This is a genomic window from Chromobacterium subtsugae, assembly GCF_001676875.1.
Taxonomy (GTDB): domain Bacteria; phylum Pseudomonadota; class Gammaproteobacteria; order Burkholderiales; family Chromobacteriaceae; genus Chromobacterium; species Chromobacterium subtsugae.
In genome coordinates this window covers 40,386-59,532 of the sequence record NZ_JYKA01000020.1, presented here as the reverse complement: position 1 = coordinate 59,532, position 19,147 = coordinate 40,386, and the positions used below count along the sequence as shown (strand labels likewise).

Sequence of the window (19,147 nt, the reverse complement as noted above, 5' to 3'; positions counted from 1 at the left end):
GATCAGGCCTTGACGATGTGCCCGGCCGGCTCCAGGTACTTGCCGCGGCTATCCACCAGCAACTGGGCGTTGGCCTTCAGCATCGCGTAGTCGAACTTGTCGTGGTCGGTGGCCAGCAGCACGCAGTCGTAGCCGGCCACGGTTTCGGCATTCAGCGCCACGCTCTTCAGGTCGAACTTGTGCTCGCGCATCTTCGGGAACACCGGCACGTGCGGATCGCTGTACGCCACTTCGGCGCCCAGGTCGCGCAGTTTTTCCATCAGGAACACCGACGGGCTCTCGCGCATGTCGTCGACGTTCTTCTTGTAGGCGATGCCCAGCACCAGCACGCGGCTGCCGTTGATGGACTTCTTGCGCTGGTTCAGCGCGGCGGCCACCTTGGACACCACGTAGTCGGGCATATTGCTGTTCACTTCGCCGGCCAGTTCGATGAAACGGGTGTTGACGCCGTATTCGCGCGCTTTCCAGGTCAGGTAGAACGGGTCGATCGGGATGCAGTGGCCGCCCAGGCCCGGGCCCGGGTAGTAGGGCACGAAGCCGAACGGCTTGGTGGCCGCGGCGCGGATCACTTCGTGGATGTCGATGCCCATCTTGTCGGCGACGATCTTCATCTCGTTGACCAGGCCGATGTTGACCGCGCGGTGGATGTTCTCCAGCAGCTTGGTCATTTCGGCGGCGCGGGTGGACGACACCGGCACCACCTTGTCGATCACCGCGCTGTAGAGCGCGACGCCGATTTCCTGACAGGCCTCGGTCACGCCGCCGCACACCTTGGGAATGGTGCGGGTGGTGAAGTTCGGGTTGCCCGGATCCTCGCGCTCCGGCGAGAACACCAGGAAGGCGTTGTCGCCGACCTTCAGGCCGCGCGACTCCATCCGCGGCAGCAGCTCTTCGTCGGTGGTGCCCGGGTAGGTGGTGGATTCCAGCGACACCAGCTGGCCTTCGCGCAGGTAGGGCACCAGGCTGTCCATGGTGTCCAGCACGAAGCTGAGGTCGGGCTCGCGGTACTTGTTCAGCGGCGTCGGCACGCACAGGATCAGGGTATCGGCTTCCGGCACGCGGCTGAAGTCGGTGGTGGCCTCGAAGCCGCGCTCCAGCGCGGTGGCGATGCTGTCGGCGGAAATGTGCTCGATATAGCTTTTGCCGGCCATCAGGGCATCGACCTTGCTCTGGTCGATGTCGAAACCCAGCACCTTGTAGCCGACTTCGGCGAAACGCAGCATCAGGGGCAGGCCGACATAGCCCAGGCCCACGATGCCGATCACAGCGGATTTGTCCGCGATACGATTGAGCAGTTGCTGCTTGATCACGATGAATGTCCCAACAGGATGTAAAAGCTTGAGCGGCAGACGCCCGTCTGCCGCCCGGTAACTCGGTACTGCGCCAGCTTCGATGCCGCCCGGCGACGCCGCCGCCGGAGCCTAAGCCCGCAACAGCGCCCAAAGCGCGCGCAACTGGCCATTATACGCTCCGTCGCCGCGGTTTTTGGGTAAGCAAACGTAACCGCATCGACGATTCCGCGCCGGACTCCGCCCGCCGCTCAGATCAGCAAGTGGCCGGCGGTCTGCTGGTTGGTCTGCTTGATGCGGTTGACGAACTCGCCGAACTCCAGGCCGAAGCGATATTCCAGCTCGTCGGCGCGCTTTTTCAGCGCCTCCCACTGCGTCAGGCTCGGGCTCTGGCGGAAGGCGATCACCGCGACATTGCCATGGGTGGCCGCAGGCAGTTCGATCACCCGGCCCTCGAAAACGTTCAACAAACGCTCGATGAAAGCCTGATAGCGCTTGTCGCCGCTCCACCAGTTGGTGACGAACACGCCCTTGGGGCTCAAGGCCCGCTTGCAGTCCTCGAAGAAGTCCTCGGTGGTCAGCGCGTCGACGATCTGCAGGCCGTCGAAACCGTCGACCAGGATGGCGTCGGTGGAGCCGCGGAAAATTTTCACATAGTCGGCGCCGTCGGCCTCGACGATCTCGAAGAAATCGCCCTCCTCCGGCAACTGGAAGAAGGCGCGCGCCACCGCGATCACCTGCGGATTGATATCCACCGCCACGCTGACCGCGTCCGGCAGGTATTCGTCGATGAAGCGGGCGAACGATCCACCGCCCAGGCCGATCTGCAGGATATGCTTGGGATCGTCGTTCCACAGCAGGAAACCCATCATCGCGCGGCTGTAGCTGAGCACCAGCTCCGGCGGATCGTCCAGATCCATCGAGCTTTGGATGGTTTCCGACCCCAGGTGCAGCGAGCGGATATTGCCCTCTTCCGAGATTTCCACCTCCGGCATCGCCTCCACCGCCGGCCTCACGCGGCGGCGGAACGGGTGCAGCGCCCTACGCGCCACAGCCGCTGCCCTCCGGCTTGCGCGAGTCGAGAATGCTGATGGTGCGCTTCTTGGGCGCGGCCTCGGCCGCGTCGTCCTCGTGCGGCGCCGGATCGCGGAACTCTTCCTTGTCGAAGGCGGTATCGCCGCCGGCGAACGGCGCGTCGCCGGTCGTCAAGGACGCGAAATCGTACAGCTTGGTGTCGGCCAGATGCGACGGAACGACGTTTTGCAGCGCGCGGAACATGCTCTCGACGCGGCCGGGGAAACGCTTGTCCCAGTCGTTGACCATCTCCTTCACCACCTGGCGCTGCAGATTGGGCTGCGAGCCGCACAGATTGCACGGAATGATCGGGAATTCGCGCAGCTGGGCGTAACGTTCGATGTCCTTCTCGCGGCAGTAGGCCAGCGGGCGGATCACCATGTGGCGGCCGTCGTCGGACACCAGCTTGGGCGGCATGGACTTCAGCTTGCCGCCGTAGAACATGTTCAGGAACAGCGTGTGCAGGATGTCGTCGCGGTGGTGGCCCAGCGCGATCTTGGTGGCGCCCAGTTCGTCCGCCACGCGGTACAGGATGCCGCGGCGCAGGCGCGAGCACAGGCTGCAGGTGGTCTTGCCTTCCGGCACCAGGCGCTTGACGATGGAATAGGTGTCTTCCTCGACGATGCGGTATTCGACGCCGATGGACTTGAGGTATTCCGGCAGCACATGCTCGGGGAAGCCCGGCTGCTTCTGGTCGAGGTTGACCGCGACGATGGAAAAGTCGATCGGCGCGGACTTCTGCAGGCCCAGCAGGATGTCGAGCAGGGTGTAGCTGTCCTTGCCGCCCGACAGGCAGACCATCACGCGGTCGCCCTCTTCGATCATGTTGAAATCATTGATGGCGTCACCGACATGGTGGCGCAGGCGCTTGGCCAGTTTGTTGCCTTCAAACGCGGCCTTCTTGGCCTTGTCGTCGAGCGCGGCGTTCAGTTCGGACATGGGTACGGCTAAGAAATTGAAAAACAGGCGATTTTACCGTTTCCCGCCGGCAAAAGCCATGCCGGCGCAAAACCGTCACAACACGATGCCGCGGCCGCCGTCCACCGCCAGGATCTGCCCGGTGACATACGTCGCGTCCAGCAGCAAGAAAGCCACCGCCCGGGCGATGTCTTCCGGCACGCCGGCGCGCCGCAAAGGGATGGTTTCCTCTATCCTGGCGCGGGCCTCGGCGCTGAACGACGTCTCGTCTTCCGGCCACAGGTTGACGCCCGGCGCCACGCCGTTGACGCGCACCGCCGGCGCCAGCTCTATCGCCAGGCTGCGGATCAACTGGGCGTGGCCGGCCTTGGCCAGGTTGTACACCACGTGGCGCGCCATCGGCCGCTCCGCATGGATGTCGGCGATGCCGACGATGGCGCCGCCGCGGCGCGCCAGCTCCGGCGCCAACGCCTGGCTGAGAAACAGCGGCGCCTTCAAATTGCTGCCCATCAAGTCGTGCCAGGCGGCCTCGTCTATCCGCCCGACCTCGGTCGGGGAAAAGCTGGAGGCGTTGTTGACCAGGCCGTCGATGCGGCCGAACGCCGCCAGCGCGCGCGCCGCCAACTCCGGCAGCGCCGCGGTGTCCAGCAGATCGGCCCGGACCAGCTTGGCGCTGCCAGGCCGCGCCGCGTTCAATTCCGCCGCCAGCGCCTCGGCATCGGCCTGCGAGCCGCGGTAGTGCAATACCAGCCTCAAGCCGCGCGCATGCAGCAGCCTGACAATGCCCGCCCCCACCCGGCGCGCGGCGCCGGTGACCAGAATCACGCGCTCATCTTGTTGTCGCTCTGTCAGCATTGTTTCCTCGTTTAGAATTGCCTCTTCACGGGCGCGGCGCTTTGCACCACAATCGCGCCACATTGTAGCAGGACGACCACCATGAGCACCCTACCCGCCGCCAGCCCCGAGGCGCTGGCCATCAGCCAGGCCCTGAGCGGCCGCATCAGCCAGGCCATCGCCGACGCCGGCGGCTGGATACCTTTTTCGCATTATATGGAACTGGCGCTGTACGCGTCGGGAATGGGCTATTACGCCGCCGGCAGCAGCAAGCTGGGCGAGGCCGGCGACTTCATCACCGCGCCGGAGCTGACGCCGCTGTTCGGCCAGGCGCTGGCGCGCCAGCTGGCCGAGCTGCTGCCGCAGACCGCCGGCGCGATCTACGAATTCGGCGCTGGCACCGGCAAGCTGGCGATAGACGTGCTCGCCGAGCTGGAGGCGCTGGGCTGCCTGCCGCAAAAATACGTGATCCTAGACCTGTCGCCGGACCTGATCGAGCGGCAACGGCAAAACATCCGCGCCGCGCTGCCTCACCTGGCCGACCGCGTCGAATGGGCCAGCCGCCTGCCGGACGCGATCGACGGCGTCGTCATCGGCAATGAGCTGCTGGACGCGATGCCCTGCGAAATGGTGTTCCGCGATGAAAGCCGCCGGCTGCGCCAGCGCGGCGTCACCGTCCGCGACGGCGCGCTGGCCTACGAGGACCGCGACTTCGCCGACGCCCGGCTGGCCGAGCTGGCCGCGCAACTGGTGCCGGACATTCCGCGCTACGAAACCGAAATCAGCCTGGCCAACCGCGCCTTCGTCGCCACCGTGGCCGGCGCGCTGAGCCGCGGCGCCATCCTGCTGATCGACTACGGCCACGCCGCGTCCGAGTACTATCACCCGGAGCGCAGCATGGGCACGCTGCTGGGCCACTACCGCCACCACACGGTGCAGGACCCGTTCTACCTGCCCGGCCTGATGGACCTGACCTGCCACGTCGACTTCAGCGCGGTCGCGCAAAGCGGCCTCGACGCCGGGCTGGACCTGATAGGCTACGCCAGCCAGGCGCAGTTCCTGCTTAACTGCGGCATCGTCGAGGCGCTGCAGCGGCTGGATCCCAACGACGTCAAGGCCTACCTGCCGGTGGCCAAGGCCGTGCAGCGGCTGCTGTCGCCGCAGGAAATGGGCGAAACCTTCAAGGCGATAGGCTTCGGCAAGGGCGTGGACATAGACTGGCAGGGCTTCGCCCGCGGCGACCGCTGCTACACGCTGTGAGGCTTCGCCACAATCTCGCAAAAGGCGCTTGACAGCCCGAGGGGGCCTAAGTATAGTTCGCGTCTCGGTGCGAAGGCATCGAAATGTGGCGAATTAGCTCAGTCGGTTAGAGCGACGGAATCATAATCCGCAGGTCCGGGGTTCGAGTCCCTGATTCGCCACCACAGTTTGATGAGAAAACGCGCAAGCGGTTTCTCGCGGCGAATTAGCTCAGTCGGTTAGAGCGACGGAATCATAATCCGCAGGTCCGGGGTTCGAGTCCCTGATTCGCCACCAGCGCAGTCAAAAAGCCAGCTCTCCGAGCTGGCTTTTTGCTTTTCCGCCGGCCAGCTTCCAAGCCGGCCCGCCCTCACAGCAGGCGCGCGAGCCCCGCCTCCCGCAACAAGCCCTCCGGCCGCGACTGCCGCCACAAATCCTCGAACTCCTCGACGATGCCATCCGCCACCGGGCGCGCCGCCAGCGTCGAGCGCGCCAGGATGGAGCCTTGCTGCGCGTCGGCGCGCAAGGCCTCCGCCAATGGCGCCTCGAACGCCGCCAGGTCGGCGCGGTGCGGCAAGATGCGCCGCAGCGCGGCGGCCGGGTCGGCCAGCAGGTCCTCGTACCACACCAGCTCCGGCTCGGCCCCGGCCGCGCGCAGGTGCTGAAACGCCTGCGCCGACTGCCGCAGCAGGGCCTCCAGCTCGGCCGCGCTGTCGCCGAACGCGCGCGAATAGGAACGCACCCAGTCCTCCCGCCCGCGGAACATGAACACATAGCGGGCGTTGGGCAGCGCGCGGACAAACGCCGCCGCCGCCAGATTGCACACCGCCCTCAGCTTGATCACCGGCGACGGGCCGCAGGCGCGGCGCAACGCCTCGACGCAGCTGCGCACGATGAGCTCGCCCGCCTCGGCCGCCTGCCGGCCCTGTTCGGCGTTGTCGACCAGGGCGATATTGGTCAGCGCGTCCGGCTCCGACACCGCCTGCTCGCCGACCGCGGCCAGCATCCTGGACAGCAGCGTGGAGCCGCAGCGGCCGATCGAGAAGATGAAGGTCGGCGTCATGCCTTCGGCCTGTCCCAGTTCAGGCAGCCGCTCGAACGGGATGTCGGCCAGCATGGCCGCCTGCCGTCGCTGCCGCTGGTACAGGAACGGCGCGTCCGACAGCGGCGACGCGTCCTCCCAGCGGCTGTAGCGCAGGCGCTCGGCGCGCCAGTCCACGCATAGCGGCAGGTAGCGGCCGAAGTCCTCTATCTGCGCCGCCGCATCCACCGCGGCGACGATATCGCTGGCGAAATCGTCCGGCCGCACCATCCTGGTGCTCTCGCCATGCGTCACGCCGCTCACGCGGCGCAGGTATATCTTTCTCATGCCATCGCTCTTTCAAGCGCCGCGCCCGGCGGGCGCGGCAAACGCTTCAGGACGCGCGGCGTCCCGGCCGCACCACCCAGCTCTCGCGCGAGCCGTTGCGGTAGTCTTCCAGGTCGGTCCAGTCGCTGACCCGCTGCGCCATCCAGTCCACCCGCGCATGCTCCAGGCCAAAGTGCTCGAACAGCATTTCCAGCGCCGAGCGGTTGGCCCAGGCCATCAGCCCGCTGGGGCGCACCGTCGCGCCCGGCGCCTGCGGGTCCTCGTACAGCAGCACCATGCTGCCCACCTTGCTGCCCGGCCCCGGCAACACGCTGGCCATCAGCCGCTTGAAGCGCGCCAGCAAGGACAGGCCGCGGTCGCCGCCCTGCTGGGTGTCGCGCACCCACAGGTTGACCTTGTGGTTGCGCAGCCGCTCGCGCAGGTTCCACTGCTCCTTCGCCACCCAGGTGTCCAGAATGAAGGCGCCCGGCGCGATGCGGCGGATCTCGCGAATGATCTCCACCTGCTCGATCAGGTGGCTGAACACGCCGAAGCACAGCACGGTGTCCACCGAACCGGTCTCGATCTGCTTCAGGTGCTCGACCAGGTCGCCGCACAGCACCTGGTAGCTGTCCGGCGCGTGTCCGGCGCGGCTCAGATTGTGGCGCGCGTGGATCACGTGCTCTTCGCGCGCCTCCACCCCTATCACCTTGCTGGCGCCGTGCTTGAGCGCCGCGTGCATGAAGCGGCCGTCATGGCTGGCCAGGTCGAGCACGCGCTTGCCCTTGAAACAATCGGGGTTGCGGCCCATCAACACCTCGGAGCGCCAATTCAACCGATTGGCCTGCGCCCGCACATTGCTGGATTCGAGGAATATCGATCCATTGAAGTCAACGACTGCCACGCCTGCTTGGTTCGACATCTTGCTACCCATATTGAAGTGAGTGAAAACCACGCGGCCGGCGCGATGCCCGGCCGCTCTTTATCCGCGGCTGCGCCGCCGGCCGTCAGGCCGTTTCCAGCGCGGCGCGCCGGGCTTCGCCCACGCCGAACGGCGCGTCGCCCTTCACGCACACCCGCTGCGCCAGCCGATGCGCGTCGCCGTAGTCGTTGACCGCCACGTGGGTGGTGCAGCGGTTGTCCCACATCGCGACATCGCCTTCCGACCAATGCCAGCGGACGATGAACTCCGGCCGCTCCATCCGGGCGTACAGGAAGTTGAGGATGTTGGCGCTCTCTTCCGAACTGAAGCCGACGATGTGGGACGTGAAGAAGGGATTGACGAACAGGCATTTGCGGCCGGTTTCCGGATGGACCCGCACCAGCGGATGCTCGGCGCGGGAAATCCGCGACATGTCGAGATCGGTGCGCTTGTTGCCGCCCGGCCGCGCGGCGTACTCCGGCGAGTACATGTCGTGCACCGCGCGCTGGCCTTCCAGAAAGGCGCGCATGCCGGGCGACAGCGAGGCGTAGGCGGCCTCGGAATCCGCCCACATCGTGTCGCCGCCGCGCGCCGGACGCTCCTTCACGCACAGCACGCCGAAAGCGGTCGGCGTCTCCGACACCGTCAGGTCGGTATGCCACATTTCGGCGCGGCCGCTGCCGTTGCGGCTGTCGAACAGCGTGATTTCCGGGTTCTCGGCCAGTTTGGGCGCGAACGACGGGAACTCGGTCTCGATCTCGCCGAAAGCCTGGGCGAAGGCGATCTGCCGCGCCATCGACAAGGCCGGCTGGCCGCGGAACAGCAGCACCTTGTATTGCAGCAGCGCGCGGCGGATTTCGCCGGCCAACTCCGGCGACGGCGTCAGGCTGACGTCGCAGCCGCGCACTTCCGCGCCTATGGTGCCGCTGAGCGGGCGAATTTCAAGCGTAGCCATCTTCTGTCCTCTCCTGTGCAATGGGTATCCCGGCCTGTTCCGCCGCCGCGCCGCCGGCCTCGAACAGGCGGCAGGCGAACTGGTACAACTCGACGTCGAAACGATTCTTCTCCAGCACCCGCTCCCTGCAGGCGGCCGACAGCTCCAGTTCGGGGCCGTAGCTGCCGGCGTTCATCTTGCCGGGCGCCGGCAAGTTCCAGCCGAACTTGCGCGCGAAGCGCGCCATCGACTCGTCGAAGCGCTCGGTCAAGCCGAAGGCGGCGAACTCCTCGGCCAGCTTGCGCTTGGCTTCGTCGCAATGCTGCTGCGACACCGGTTCGCGCACCGAGGCGAATTGCGCGCCCGATATCGCCCGCACCTGGTAGTTGTCCAGGTCTATGCTGGCGTCGCTGAGCAGGAAGGGCTCCAGGCCCAGCCGCCGCTTCAGCAGATAGGAATGCAGGTAGTTGCGCTTGTCCTTCAGCGCGTAGAAGTAATAGGAAATCAGCCGCCGCACCGGCTCGCGCAGCAGCGCGACGTAGTCGAAGCCGCGCAGCGCCGGGTCGAAGCCGTGGACGAAATGGCCGCGCAGCAGATCGAAGCCCTGCTTGTCCGCGCCATCCAGCCGGCAGAAGGCCTCGATCTTGCCATTGGCCACCTTGACCTCCTCGTCGGCGTAGAACTTCGCCGTCCGGCGGCCCTGGTACAGCTGGTCCAGAGCATGGCCGAACGCGGTGCCGGCGGTGCGGGGAATATGCACGAATGCCAGTTTCGGCAGCTCAGCGGCCATTTCTCGCCTCCTTGCCGCCGACGCGGCGCCAGATGTCGGCCAGCGAGGCGGCCAGTTCGGCCGGGCAATCGCGCAGCAGGTAATGGCCGATGCCCGGATACTCGATCAGGCTCACCTCGTCGGAGAGCAGGCCCCAGTCGCGATAACGCTCGGCGTAGCCGGACACGATGGGGTCCTCGGTGCCCACCAGGCAGAACACCGGCGCGCCGATGCGCTCGCCGGCCTCAGCGGCCCGCTCCCGCACCAAGTGGTTGTAGTAGCTGTCCGCCATGTGGCAGTCGTAGCTGAAGTCGTGCAGGAAGAACGCCCGCTCGTCGGCCTCGGCCGGCAGCGTGGAGCCGATGGAGCCGAGAAAGGCCACGATCTGCTCGTCGCTGCGCACATCCTTCGGCGTCGGCTCGGTGCGCAGCAAGGCCCCGCCTATGCACAGCGCGCGCAGGTCGGCGCCGCGCCGCTTCCATTCGCGCACGACGCCGAGCGCCAGCGCCGAACCGTTGCACTGCGCGAACACCATCAGCGGCAAAGACGACATCCGGCCCAATTCGTCGCAGACCTCCGCCGCCAGCCGCTCCACCTCCGCCACCATCGCGGCATCGTCGTCCACCTCGTTGCGCGGCAGGTTCACCGCGCATGCCGCCAACGGCACGCCAGCGGCGGAGAATGCCCGGCCCATCTCGATGAAGCTGACCGGTCCGCCGCCCGAATTGGCGATGCACAGCAGCATCGCCTCGGCTTGCACCGGATCGCCGGCGATCGGCGTCAGCGTCTTTTGCGCGTCGCCGTCCAGCCCGGCCAGATGTTCGGCCAGTGCCGCTATCGTCGGGTAGTCGTAAAGATGGGTGACCTCCAGCGGCGCGCCGTACTTGGCCGCGATGCGGATCGCCTTGAAGGAGTCGCCGCCGACATCGAAGAAGTCGTCGCTGATGCCTATGGCCTGGCTGCCGATCACCTCGCGCCAGATATCCGCCAGCCGGCGCTCGACCTCGTTGGTCGGCTCGACGCAGGCGGCGCGCGGCGCCGTCTCTTCGTAACCGGCCAGCAGCGCGCGGCGGTCTATCTTGCCGCTGGGCAGCTGCGGCAGCTCGCTTTCAAAGCGGAAGACCGACGGCACCATATAGGGCGGCAGTTTTTCCTTCAGTTCGGCGACGATGGCTTCGCGCTCGCCGTCGGCGCGCGCCACCGCGAAGGCGCACAGGAAAGCCTCGCGCCCCGCCGGGCGGATTTCCAGCACCGCCGCCTGCCGCACCGCCGGCAAGGCCTGCAGCGCCAGCTCCACGTCTTCCAGCTCGATGCGCATGCCGCGGATCTTGACCTGCTTGTCCTTGCGGCCGTGATAAAGCAGCACGCCGTCCGGCCGCATCACGCCCAGGTCGCCGGTTTTGTACAGCCGGCCGCGGTACTTGTCCGGGAATGGGCTGTCCAGGAAGGCCTGCGCGGTGGCGCCGGCCATGCCGACGTAGCCGCGGCCGACGCCGACGCCGGTGACGACGATTTCACCCATCTCGCCGTACGGCAGCGGCCGCAATTCGTCGTCGACGATGTACACGTCGAAGTTGGCCAGCGCGCGGCCGATCGGCACCGGATTCTCCAGCGCATCGCCCGCCGACATCAGGTGATGGGTGATGTCGTCCGACGCCTCGGTCGGCCCATAGGCGTTCACCGCGTGAGTGTGCGGGAACAGCTTGAACCAGCGCTTGAGCAGCGACGCCTCTATCGTCTCGCCGGTCACCAAAAGGTACTGGACGCTCAGCGCCAGCCCACCCGGGTGCTTGTCCTCGATATGCTCGACCAGCACCGACAGATAGGTCGGCACCACTTCCAGCACGGTGACCCGGTCGGCGGCGAGCCGCGCCAGCAGGCCGGCGACATCGTTGACCGCGCGATCGTCGTACACCACGGTGGCGCCGCCGCGCGCCAGCGCGATGAACATCTGCCAGACCGACACGTCGAAACTCATCGACGCGTTCTGCGCCACCCGGCTGGATTCGGTCACCTTGCAGTCGATCGCCTTGTTGACGATGTTGTTGAGCATGCCGATATGCTCGACCATCGCCCCCTTGGGCTTGCCGGTGGAGCCCGAGGTGTACAGCACGTAGCTCAGGTCGTTGCCGGAGATGTGCACATCCGGATTGCGCTCGTCCAGTCCCGGCAACTGTTCGACGGCGTCGTAAGACACCGCGCGCATACCCAGCGCGGCGGCGTTGTCGGCAGCCGCCTCGACGCTGTCGGCGATCACGAACGCCGCGCCGGCGGTTTCCAGCATGTCCCGCACCCGCTGCGCCGGCAGGACGGGGTCGAGCGGGATATAGGCGGCGCCGGCCTTCCACAAGGCCAGGATGGCGATGACCAGCTTGTCCCCGCGCGGGATGCGCACGCCCACCAGGCTGTCCGCGCCCAACTGCGGAAACTGCTCCAGCAGGTGATTGGCCAGCCGGTTGGCGGCGCGGTTCAACTGTTCGTAGCTGTAGCTGCGCTCGTTGCAGATCAGCGCGATCTGCTCCGGCGTGTCCTGGGCGTGGTTTTCCACCAGATGCGGCACCAGATCCCGTCCCAGCCGCAGGTCGCCCTGGCGCCGCGCCATGCTGAGGCCGGCGGCGTCGCTTGCGGCTTCGGCGCGCGCGGCGGCGCCGACCGCCGCGCTCAGCGGCTCGGCCAGGTTCTGGGGCATGCGGGTAAGCACCGATTCGAGTTTATCGGCCATGGCGTCAATGTCCTTTTTGTGAAACCGCGATGAGTCAAATTCAATGTCGAAGGCCAGCCGCGCCCCGGGCATTACCGACAAGGTGAGCCCGTAATGGGTTTCTCCGGCGTAGCCGCGTTCCGATACGCGCAGGGCCGTCGCCGCGCCGTAATCGGCGGCCGGGTAGTTGTCTACAATCACCACGCTGTCGAACAGCGGCTGGTCGGCGCGCAGGCCGCTCTGGCGCTGGATGTCGATCAGGTCGATGCTGGCATGCCGGTCGCGCAGCAGATGCATGTCGCGCACGGTCCGCAGCCAGTCACCCAGCCTGGCGCCGGGGTCTAGCGCAAATCGGGCGGGCACGGTGTTGATCAGCGGCCCGACGATGCGCTCGACGCCGGGCAGATCGATGGTCCGCCCCGCCGAAGTCACGCCGAAAACCACGTCGGACTGGCCGCTGTAATGCGCCAGCAGCAACGCCCAGGCCGCCTGCATCGTCGCGGCCAGCGTCGTCTGGCCGGCGCGCGCCATCTCCGTCAGCCGGCGGGTCGCCTGCTCGCTCAGCCGGCGCCGCGACTTGGACGCCTCGCCGCCCAGCGGCGGCAGGCCCGGCTGCTCTATCCGCAGCGCCGCGCGCGGGCCGATGCCGGCCAGCGTCTCGCGCCAGTAGCGCAAGCCCTCTTCCCGCGGCTGGCCATGCCGCCAGAACGCCGCCTCGGCGAAAGACGGCGCCGGCGGCAGCGCCGGTTCCTGCCCTGCCCGCAAGGCGCGGTAAGCCTCGAACACCTCGTCCCACACCAGCGTCACGCTCCAGCCGTCGATGATGCTGTGGTGATGGGTCCAGCAAAAACGGTGGCTTTGCTCGCCCACCCGCGCCAGCAGGAAGCGCATCAACGGCGGCCGCCCGAAATCGAACGGCGTCTGGCGATCGGCCTGGCGCCAGCGCTCGAACGCGTCCGGCGCCTGCCCGCGGAGGTCTTCCTCGCGCCAGTCCAGCGCCGGCGCCGCCACCGCCAGCTGCAGCGGCTGCTCGCGCTCGAAACCGACGAAGCCGGCGCGCAGCGCCGGGTGGCGTTCGATGACGATGCGCCAAGCCTCGCGGAACCAGCCGGCATCCAGCTCGCCCTCCAGGGTCAGATAGGCCTGGTTGGTATAAGCGTCGGCATGGCCGGGCAACTGGCTGTGGAAAACCATGCCGATCTGCATGCCGGTGGCCGGGCTCAACTGCTCCAGCGCCGGAAAGCGTTGCCGCCAGCCGGCCAGTTCGGCCGCCGTCAGGCCCAGGCCGGGGAAGTCGGACGGACTCAGGCTGGCGGCTTGCGCCGGGTCGGCGCAGTGCTCCGCCAGCTCGCGCAGCGCCTCGTCCAGCCGCGCCGCCAGCACGTCCAGCCCTTGCGCCGGCACGGCCGCCGCGCGGCAGCTCAGCGTCAGCCGCAAGCAGCCGTCGCGCCGCTCGCCGCGCAGCCGCAACGGCGGCCCGCCGGCGTCGTCATCGTCGTTCGGCAGCGCCAGCCGCGCGATGCCGGCGCGCGCCGCTGCCGGCGCGTCGAAATCGCCGTCGTAACGGAATGCCAGGCGCGCGGTTCGGCCAGCGTCGCCCAGCTCTTGGGTCTGCGCGCGGCAGCCTTCCTTGGCCGCCAGGATCGCCGCCCCCGGCGCAAGCTCGCCGGCCGCCAGCGCCAGCGTCAAACCGCGTTCGACATCGAACTGGCCGACCGTGGCCGCCAGCTCGGCGTCGGCCGCGCGGCCATCTTGCGCCAGCCGCAGAGTAAGCGCCCTCTCGCCCGACCAGCGGCAAGCCGCCAACAGCGCGGCCGCCAGCAACAGCTCCTCCGGCCGCGCCCGATGCTTGCGCAAACCGCTCTCCAGCATGGCGGCGCTGCGCGCCGCATCCAGCTCGGCAACCGGCGCTAAGACCCATTCGCCGCCCGCCGCCAGCCAAGCTGCTTGCCGCGGCTCGCCTTCCCGCTTCTCACACCACTCTTGGTAGCGGCCAAACCCGGCTGCGCCGCGCGCGGAAATGGCGCCGCGCCGCCGCCATTCGTCGAAGGCCGCGCGCAGGTCGGCCAGAATCGTGCGCCACGATGCGGCATCCACCGCCGCCTGCCGGGCGCTGAGCCATAGCCGCGCGCCATCGCGCCCCTTTTCCAGCGCCGCCATCAACACGGGACCGGCATCGGCCTGCGGCTGCGGCGGCATCGACGACGCCGCGCGGCCATCCCGCGCCTCGCGCGCCAGCGCGTCGGCATCGGCGCGGAATTCCGCGCGCCATTCGCCGCCCTGGCGCGCAAACCGCAGCCGCAGCGCATCGTGGCCGGCATGCAGCGCCCGCAGCCAGGCCTGCAGAAAACGCTCGTCCATCTCTTCCGGCACTTGCAGCAACCGGCGGCTCACCGCGCCGCCATCCAGCGCCGCCAGCTGCGCGGGCCGCAGCGCCAACCGCCCCTGGCTGGGCTGCCGTTCGGGCGAGGCCTGGCTGGCGCTCGCCGCCAGCGCCGCGATGGTCTGGTGGCGGAGCAGGTCTTGCGCCGACAAGGCTATGCCCTTGGCGCGCGCCTGCGCCGCCAGTTGCACCGAGGCGATGGAGTCTCCGCCGGCGGCGAAGAAATTGTCGGTCGCCGATAGTCCCTCGACGCCGAGCACCGACTGCCAGATCTCCCGCAGCGCGCTTTCCAGGCCGGCGGCTGCCGGCGCGCCGCCGTCGGCCAGCTGGGCATCGACGTCGTAAGCCAGCAGCCAGTCGTCCGCGGTCATGTCGCAGGCGCGCGGCACGCCGTCGGCGCCGGCGCGCAACGGCGTCCAGGCCGCGTCCGCCGGCGGGGCTTCCTCCCGCGCCAGCATCGGCTCTCTCATCTCTATTCTTGAATTCATCGCCGCTCTTCGGAAAATGTCGTCGGCGGCGCTCACGCGCTTGCCGGTTGCGCCGGCTGCCGCAGCCGCGTTTCATCGCCGCAGTCCAGGCTCAAGGCCTCGGCCAGCCGCGCGACATGAACGCGCAATTCCGGCACCGCGGTCGCCTCCCAGTAACGGCCCTTAAGGAAAGGGCCGACGTAGTGCAGCCAGCGGGAAGCGACGCCGGCGCTGTCGCGCAGCGCGTAGCGCTCGTCCAGCTCGAACCCCAGGCCGAGCGCGTCCGGCACCAGCAGGCCGTCGGCTTGCAGGCTGTCCAGCAGCGGCTCGTCCAGCCGGCGGACATCGCCGCGCGGGCCGGTGCAGTTGATCACCGCCCCCACTTGCAGGCGCAGCGCCTCGCCGCCGCCGCGCGGCTGCAGCGTCGCCTCCACGCCGTCGCCGGTCTCGCGGTAGGCGATGGCCCGGCCGGCGAGCAGGCGCAGCGAGCCGCTCGCCAGTTCGGCGCGCAGCCTTTCCCCGAGTTGCGGCGCGCAGCGGTGCCGATGCACCTCCCAGAACGGCCGCAGCCGCTGCAGGAAGCGGCGCCGTTCCGGCAGCGGCAAGGCCTGCCATAGCTCCGGGGTGCGGGCGCGCAAGCCGCCGACGATGTCGCGCCAGTCGCCGCCGCCGCGCGCATGGCGCGCCGCCGCGCCGCGCACCAGGCTCAGGTAGTTGCGCGCGGTCGGCTCGCTCAGCATCGCGTGCAACAGCGACTCGTCGTAATGCGGCGGGTTGTCCAGCGCCCGGTGCGCCTGCGGCGCCAGGCCGCGGCGCGATATCGCGTGGATGGGCGCGCGATGGCCGCGCTCGCGCAGCTCCAGCAGGATGTCCAGCATGGTGAGGCCGCTGCCTATCACCAGCACCGGCTGCTCCGGCGCGACACGCGCCAGCGCGCCCGGCGCCCAGGGGTCGCGGATGTAGCGGCGGCTGGCGTAAAACCTGCGCTGCGCCGCCGCGATGGGCGGATCCAGCGGCGCGTAGTTGCCGACGCAGAGCACCACCCGGTCGGCGTCCAGCGCGCTGCCGTCATCCAGCGTCAAGCGCGCACCCTCGCCATCGGCGCGCGGCCGCAACGCCGCCACGCCGCCAACCACGGTGCGCAAGCTCGCTCCCGCCGGCGCGTCGCGCTCGGCGTCCCGCAACAGCTGCTCCAGGTAATCGCCGTACAGGCTGCGCGCGACGAAGCTGCCGGGCGCGGCGTCGGCGATCCGCTGGCGGACATAACGGTAAAACCCGTCGCCCCGCTCCGACAGCGCGTCCATCCTGCCCACCGGCACGTTCAGCACCTGGGTCGCGGTGCGGCTGCCATACGCCACGCCGCGCGCCATCGGCCCGGACCGATTGATCAGCACCACCCGCAGCGGCGTGGCCGGCGGCTGCCGCAACAGCCGCGCCGCCAGAGTCGCGCCGCAAAAACCGGCGCCGATAATCGCAATCGTCTTCATCGCTTCGCTCTTGTTCATTTGCAGTGGCCGTCCATTCCGCCGGCACCGCTCACCGCCAGGACCGCGTCCGGCTCGTCCGCCTCCGCCAGCGGCAGCAGCCAGCCCAGCAGGCACGACGCCGACATCAACAGGCCCGACATCAGCAGCGCGGCCCCCACGCCGAGCGGCTCCGCCACGCAGCCCCAGGCGAAGCTGCCCAGCGACATGCCGCCGATGATGCAGGAATGGAACAGGGACAATGCCCGGCCCGCCAGCCGGTCGGGCGCGCCGGTTTGAATCGAAAGATTGAAAGTGGACACCGACGCCACCCAGCTGGCGCCGGCGACGGACAGGCCCAGCAGCGTGCCCGGCAGCGCCGGGCTCACGGCGGCGGCGATAATGCCCAGGCCAAAGGCGAAAGCGCCGCCGCGCACCACCGTTTCCTTGGCGTGGCGCGCCCGCAGCGCGGCTCCGCCCAGCGCGCCGGCGGTGGCGCCGACGCCGAATGCCGCCAGCAGCATGCCGTAGGTGCCGGCGGCGCCGCCGAACTGCTGCTTGGCGAACAGCGGCAGCAACGCCCAAACCGGGCTGCCGAGAAAACCGAACAGCGCGCTGCGGAACAGCGCGTCGCGCATCCGCCGCGCGCGCCAGCAATAAGCGACGCCGCCGGCCAGCGCCGCCAACAGCTTCTCGCGCGGGTGCCGGCGCGGCGGCGGCCGTTTCCACGACAACAGCGCCGCGATCATCACCGCGCCGGCCAGTGCGCTGATCAAGAACGCCGCGCCAGGGGTGAACCTGGCCACGATCAGTCCGCCGAACGCCGGCCCGGCGGCGCGCGCGAAATTCAAGGAAAAGCTGTCCAGGGCGATCGCGGCGGACAGCTGGCTGCGCGGCACCTGTTCGGCCACCGACGACTGCCAGGTCGGCTGAAACAAGGCCGCGCCGCAGCCATTGAGGAAGGTGCAGGCCAGAATCATCGCCGGCGCCAGATAGCCGGCGGCGCTGAAGCCGGTCAAGGCCGCGGCGACGGCGAACACCAGCGCCTGCGACGCCAGCATCACCGCGCGGCGGTCCCAGGCGTCGGCCGCCACGCCGGACAGCAATGCGAACAGGGCGATCGGCACGCTGGCCGCGGTCTGGACCAGCGCCACCATCGTCGGCGTCGGCGCCATCGACGCCATCGCCCAGGACGCGCCCACGCCCTGCACCGTATAGCCGACATTGGCAGCCAGGCTGGTCAGCCAGACGACGGTGAAGGTTCGGTACGCGAACGGGCCTGACAGATCCGCCCACCAGGCGCGCAGCGCAGCTAAGGCCATCGCCAGCGCTCCCTCGTTCCGGCGCCGCGCTCAGCCACAAACGCCAGCCTCGGCGCGGGTGGCCGCCGCGCGCGCCATCGCCTGGTAATGGCCGAGCAGACGCTCCGCCGCCGCTTCCACGCCGGTGACCGTGGTATCGATCCGGATCGCCGGCTCCCGCGGCGGCTCGTAAGCCGCGTGCAGGCCGGTGAAGCCGGTGATCTTGCCGGCGCGGGCCAGCCGGTACAGGCCCTTGGGGTCGCGGGCTTCGGCGACATCGATCGGCGTGTCGATGTAAACCTCGACGAAGCGCTGCGCGCCGACGATGTCGCGCGCCGCCAGGCGGAAAGACGCCAGCGGCGAAATGCAGGACACGATCACCAGCAGGCCGGCGTCCGCCATCAGCGCCGCGACTTCGGCGATGCGCCGCACGTTCTCGGCCCGGTCGCTCTCAGAGAAACCCAGATCGGCGTTCAGCCGGCCGCGCAGCTCGTCGCCGTCCAGCATCGCCGCCGCATGGCCGGATGCCAGGCACAACTGCTTGAGATGGCTGGCGATGGTGGTTTTGCCGGCGCCGGAAATGCCGGTCAGCCACAACACCGCCGGCGCGCCGGTAAGCGGCTGGGGAGAGTGGGGGGTGGCGTAATCGGGAGAAATGCGGTTGCCCATCCATGCCTCGCAAATTTCGGTTTGGCTGGGCAAGGCGCCGCGATGCCGCCGGACCAGCCGCCTCGCCACAGCAAATGAACAAATGACTTTGGTATATGACGAACTTATACATTACACATATCAAAAATTCAATTCATTATGAATAAAAATTTCCTCAAACAATTCAATCCGGAAATTCATCCCAAAGAGCAGCTTCGAACTGGCCATTAGCAGGGATTCCCGATCGCGCATCACGCGCGTGAGCTTAAGTTGACAATCTCATACCTGCATTGTCTAATGTCATTTGATTATGCAAAAAACATATAAGCGCTTTCCCTGATCAATCCATGGCCGCCCTGCGCATGCGGGACCGGCCGGTGGTTTAGATATTCCGCACAAGGGGTGACATGAATCCGAGGCCAATCGAGACCGCCGCAGCCAGGCCCAAGCTTGCGCTGCTGCCGCCGGACCGGCTGAAGCCGACCGAGGAGTTCCTGCCGGAACGCTTGGGGGAGGTGGCCGCGCGGGTGCTGGCCGATGGCGGATGGAAGACGCCGATCCTGGTCGAGCGCCGCACGCTGGTGGTGATGGACGGCCATCATCGCCGCGAATTCGCGCTGCGCCACGGCTTGATGCTGGTGCCCTGCCTGTTGCTGGACTACGCCGACGTCGCGCTGGAGGCCCGCCGCGACGACCTGCTGGTCACGCCGGAAGAGGTGATCGCGCGTGGCCTGGAAGGCCGGCCGTACCCGCCCAAATCCACCCGGCACACGCCGGTGCCGGCGCTGGATTGCAGCTGCTGGTTCGCGCTGGACGAGCTGCTGCCGCCGCGGGCCTGAGCCAGGCGCCCGGCCGCG

General features: G+C 68.4%; 14 protein-coding genes and 2 tRNA genes. 4 read left to right on the top strand and 12 right to left on the bottom strand.

Annotated features, from left to right (window positions below; translation table 11 throughout):
* Positions 1–2 precede the first annotated feature (2 nt).
* The 4 genes from MY55_RS18785 to MY55_RS18770 form a co-directional block, all read right to left on the bottom strand.
* Positions 3–1,307, bottom strand: coding sequence for a nucleotide sugar dehydrogenase (locus MY55_RS18785; RefSeq protein ID WP_047236490.1), 1,305 nt, complete (start codon positions 1,305–1,307; stop codon positions 3–5).
* A 233-nt stretch (positions 1,308–1,540) separates the two neighbouring features.
* On the bottom strand, positions 1,541–2,284 hold the full coding sequence (locus MY55_RS18780; protein WP_047236471.1) for a polyamine aminopropyltransferase: 744 nt from the start codon (positions 2,282–2,284) through the stop codon (positions 1,541–1,543).
* Positions 2,285–2,330: 46 nt separating this feature from the next.
* On the bottom strand, positions 2,331–3,302 hold the full coding sequence (gene ttcA, locus MY55_RS18775) for a tRNA 2-thiocytidine(32) synthetase TtcA (RefSeq protein WP_043579469.1): 972 nt from the start codon (positions 3,300–3,302) through the stop codon (positions 2,331–2,333).
* Between the two features lie 75 nt (positions 3,303–3,377).
* Complete coding sequence (locus MY55_RS18770; protein WP_065202874.1) at positions 3,378–4,136, bottom strand: pteridine reductase; 759 nt, start codon at positions 4,134–4,136, stop codon at positions 3,378–3,380.
* Positions 4,137–4,217: 81 nt separating this feature from the next.
* Here MY55_RS18770 and MY55_RS18765 point away from each other — a divergent pair, with 81 nt between their 5' ends.
* The 3 genes from MY55_RS18765 to MY55_RS18755 all read left to right on the top strand — a co-directional run bounded on the left by MY55_RS18765 (position 4,218) and on the right by MY55_RS18755 (position 5,651).
* On the top strand, positions 4,218–5,375 hold the full coding sequence (locus MY55_RS18765; protein ID WP_065202873.1) for a class I SAM-dependent methyltransferase: 1,158 nt from the start codon (positions 4,218–4,220) through the stop codon (positions 5,373–5,375).
* Between the two features lie 87 nt (positions 5,376–5,462).
* Positions 5,463–5,539, top strand: a tRNA-Met gene (locus MY55_RS18760).
* A gap of 35 nt (positions 5,540–5,574) precedes the next feature.
* A tRNA-Met gene (locus tag MY55_RS18755) sits at positions 5,575–5,651 on the top strand.
* Positions 5,652–5,724: 73 nt separating this feature from the next.
* Here MY55_RS18755 and MY55_RS18750 read toward each other — a convergent pair.
* The 8 genes from MY55_RS18750 to cysC all read right to left on the bottom strand — a co-directional run bounded on the left by MY55_RS18750 (position 5,725) and on the right by cysC (position 18,311).
* Positions 5,725–6,723, bottom strand: a complete 999-nt coding sequence (locus tag MY55_RS18750; protein ID WP_047236468.1) for a sulfotransferase family protein — start codon at positions 6,721–6,723, stop codon at positions 5,725–5,727.
* 46 nt (positions 6,724–6,769) lie between these two features.
* Positions 6,770–7,624: a class I SAM-dependent methyltransferase gene (locus MY55_RS18745; RefSeq protein WP_043579463.1), complete on the bottom strand. Its 855-nt coding sequence runs from the start codon at positions 7,622–7,624 to the stop codon at positions 6,770–6,772.
* An 85-nt stretch (positions 7,625–7,709) separates the two neighbouring features.
* Positions 7,710–8,579, bottom strand: coding sequence for a TauD/TfdA dioxygenase family protein (locus MY55_RS18740; protein WP_043579461.1), 870 nt, complete (start codon positions 8,577–8,579; stop codon positions 7,710–7,712).
* Entirely contained in the window at positions 8,566–9,348 is a 783-nt protein-coding gene (locus MY55_RS18735; RefSeq protein ID WP_047236467.1) for a sulfotransferase family protein, read from the bottom strand. The genes MY55_RS18740 and MY55_RS18735 overlap by 14 nt, the downstream gene beginning before the upstream one ends.
* Positions 9,338–14,881: a non-ribosomal peptide synthetase gene (locus tag MY55_RS18730; protein WP_167595312.1), complete on the bottom strand. Its 5,544-nt coding sequence runs from the start codon at positions 14,879–14,881 to the stop codon at positions 9,338–9,340. The genes MY55_RS18735 and MY55_RS18730 overlap by 11 nt, the downstream gene beginning before the upstream one ends.
* A 50-nt stretch (positions 14,882–14,931) precedes the next feature.
* The gene (locus tag MY55_RS18725) at positions 14,932–16,383 is read right to left on the bottom strand and encodes an FAD/NAD(P)-binding protein (protein ID WP_208856062.1); all 1,452 of its coding nucleotides are present in this window, start codon (positions 16,381–16,383) and stop codon (positions 14,932–14,934) included.
* Positions 16,380–17,663, bottom strand: a complete 1,284-nt coding sequence (locus tag MY55_RS18720; protein WP_065202871.1) for an MFS transporter — start codon at positions 17,661–17,663, stop codon at positions 16,380–16,382. Before MY55_RS18720 ends, MY55_RS18725 begins: the two co-directional genes overlap by 4 nt.
* A 30-nt stretch (positions 17,664–17,693) precedes the next feature.
* Positions 17,694–18,311 carry an adenylyl-sulfate kinase gene (gene cysC / locus MY55_RS18715; protein ID WP_080509572.1) on the bottom strand — a complete coding sequence of 206 codons (618 nt, stop codon included), beginning with the start codon at positions 18,309–18,311 and terminating at the stop codon, positions 17,694–17,696.
* A 386-nt stretch (positions 18,312–18,697) separates the two neighbouring features.
* On the opposite strand from cysC, the gene MY55_RS18710 reads away from it, so the two are divergent.
* A complete protein-coding gene (locus MY55_RS18710) occupies positions 18,698–19,129 on the top strand; it encodes a ParB N-terminal domain-containing protein (RefSeq protein WP_065202870.1) in 432 nt (143 codons plus the stop codon).
* Positions 19,130–19,147: the final 18 nt, after the last annotated feature.

Excerpts from the sequence above, each read along its gene's own strand:
- cysC (WP_080509572.1), bottom strand. The coding sequence starts at position 18,311 with ATGGGCAACCGCATTTCTCCCGATTACGCCACCCCCCACTCTCCCCAG.
- MY55_RS18720 (WP_065202871.1), bottom strand. The coding sequence starts at position 17,663 with ATGGCCTTAGCTGCGCTGCGCGCCTGGTGGGCGGATCTGTCAGGCCCG.
- ttcA (WP_043579469.1), bottom strand. The coding sequence starts at position 3,302 with ATGTCCGAACTGAACGCCGCGCTCGACGACAAGGCCAAGAAGGCCGCG.
- MY55_RS18735 (WP_047236467.1), bottom strand. The coding sequence starts at position 9,348 with ATGGCCGCTGAGCTGCCGAAACTGGCATTCGTGCATATTCCCCGCACC.
- MY55_RS18725 (WP_208856062.1), bottom strand. The coding sequence starts at position 16,383 with ATGAACAAGAGCGAAGCGATGAAGACGATTGCGATTATCGGCGCCGGT.
- MY55_RS18730 (WP_167595312.1), bottom strand. The coding sequence starts at position 14,881 with ATGAGAGAGCCGATGCTGGCGCGGGAGGAAGCCCCGCCGGCGGACGCG.
- MY55_RS18745 (WP_043579463.1), bottom strand. The coding sequence starts at position 7,624 with ATGTCGAACCAAGCAGGCGTGGCAGTCGTTGACTTCAATGGATCGATA.
- MY55_RS18770 (WP_065202874.1), bottom strand. The coding sequence starts at position 4,136 with ATGCTGACAGAGCGACAACAAGATGAGCGCGTGATTCTGGTCACCGGC.
- MY55_RS18780 (WP_047236471.1), bottom strand. The coding sequence starts at position 2,284 with ATGCCGGAGGTGGAAATCTCGGAAGAGGGCAATATCCGCTCGCTGCAC.
- MY55_RS18710 (WP_065202870.1), top strand. The coding sequence starts at position 18,698 with ATGAATCCGAGGCCAATCGAGACCGCCGCAGCCAGGCCCAAGCTTGCG.
- MY55_RS18765 (WP_065202873.1), top strand. The coding sequence starts at position 4,218 with ATGAGCACCCTACCCGCCGCCAGCCCCGAGGCGCTGGCCATCAGCCAG.
- MY55_RS18750 (WP_047236468.1), bottom strand. The coding sequence starts at position 6,723 with ATGAGAAAGATATACCTGCGCCGCGTGAGCGGCGTGACGCATGGCGAG.
- MY55_RS18740 (WP_043579461.1), bottom strand. The coding sequence starts at position 8,579 with ATGGCTACGCTTGAAATTCGCCCGCTCAGCGGCACCATAGGCGCGGAA.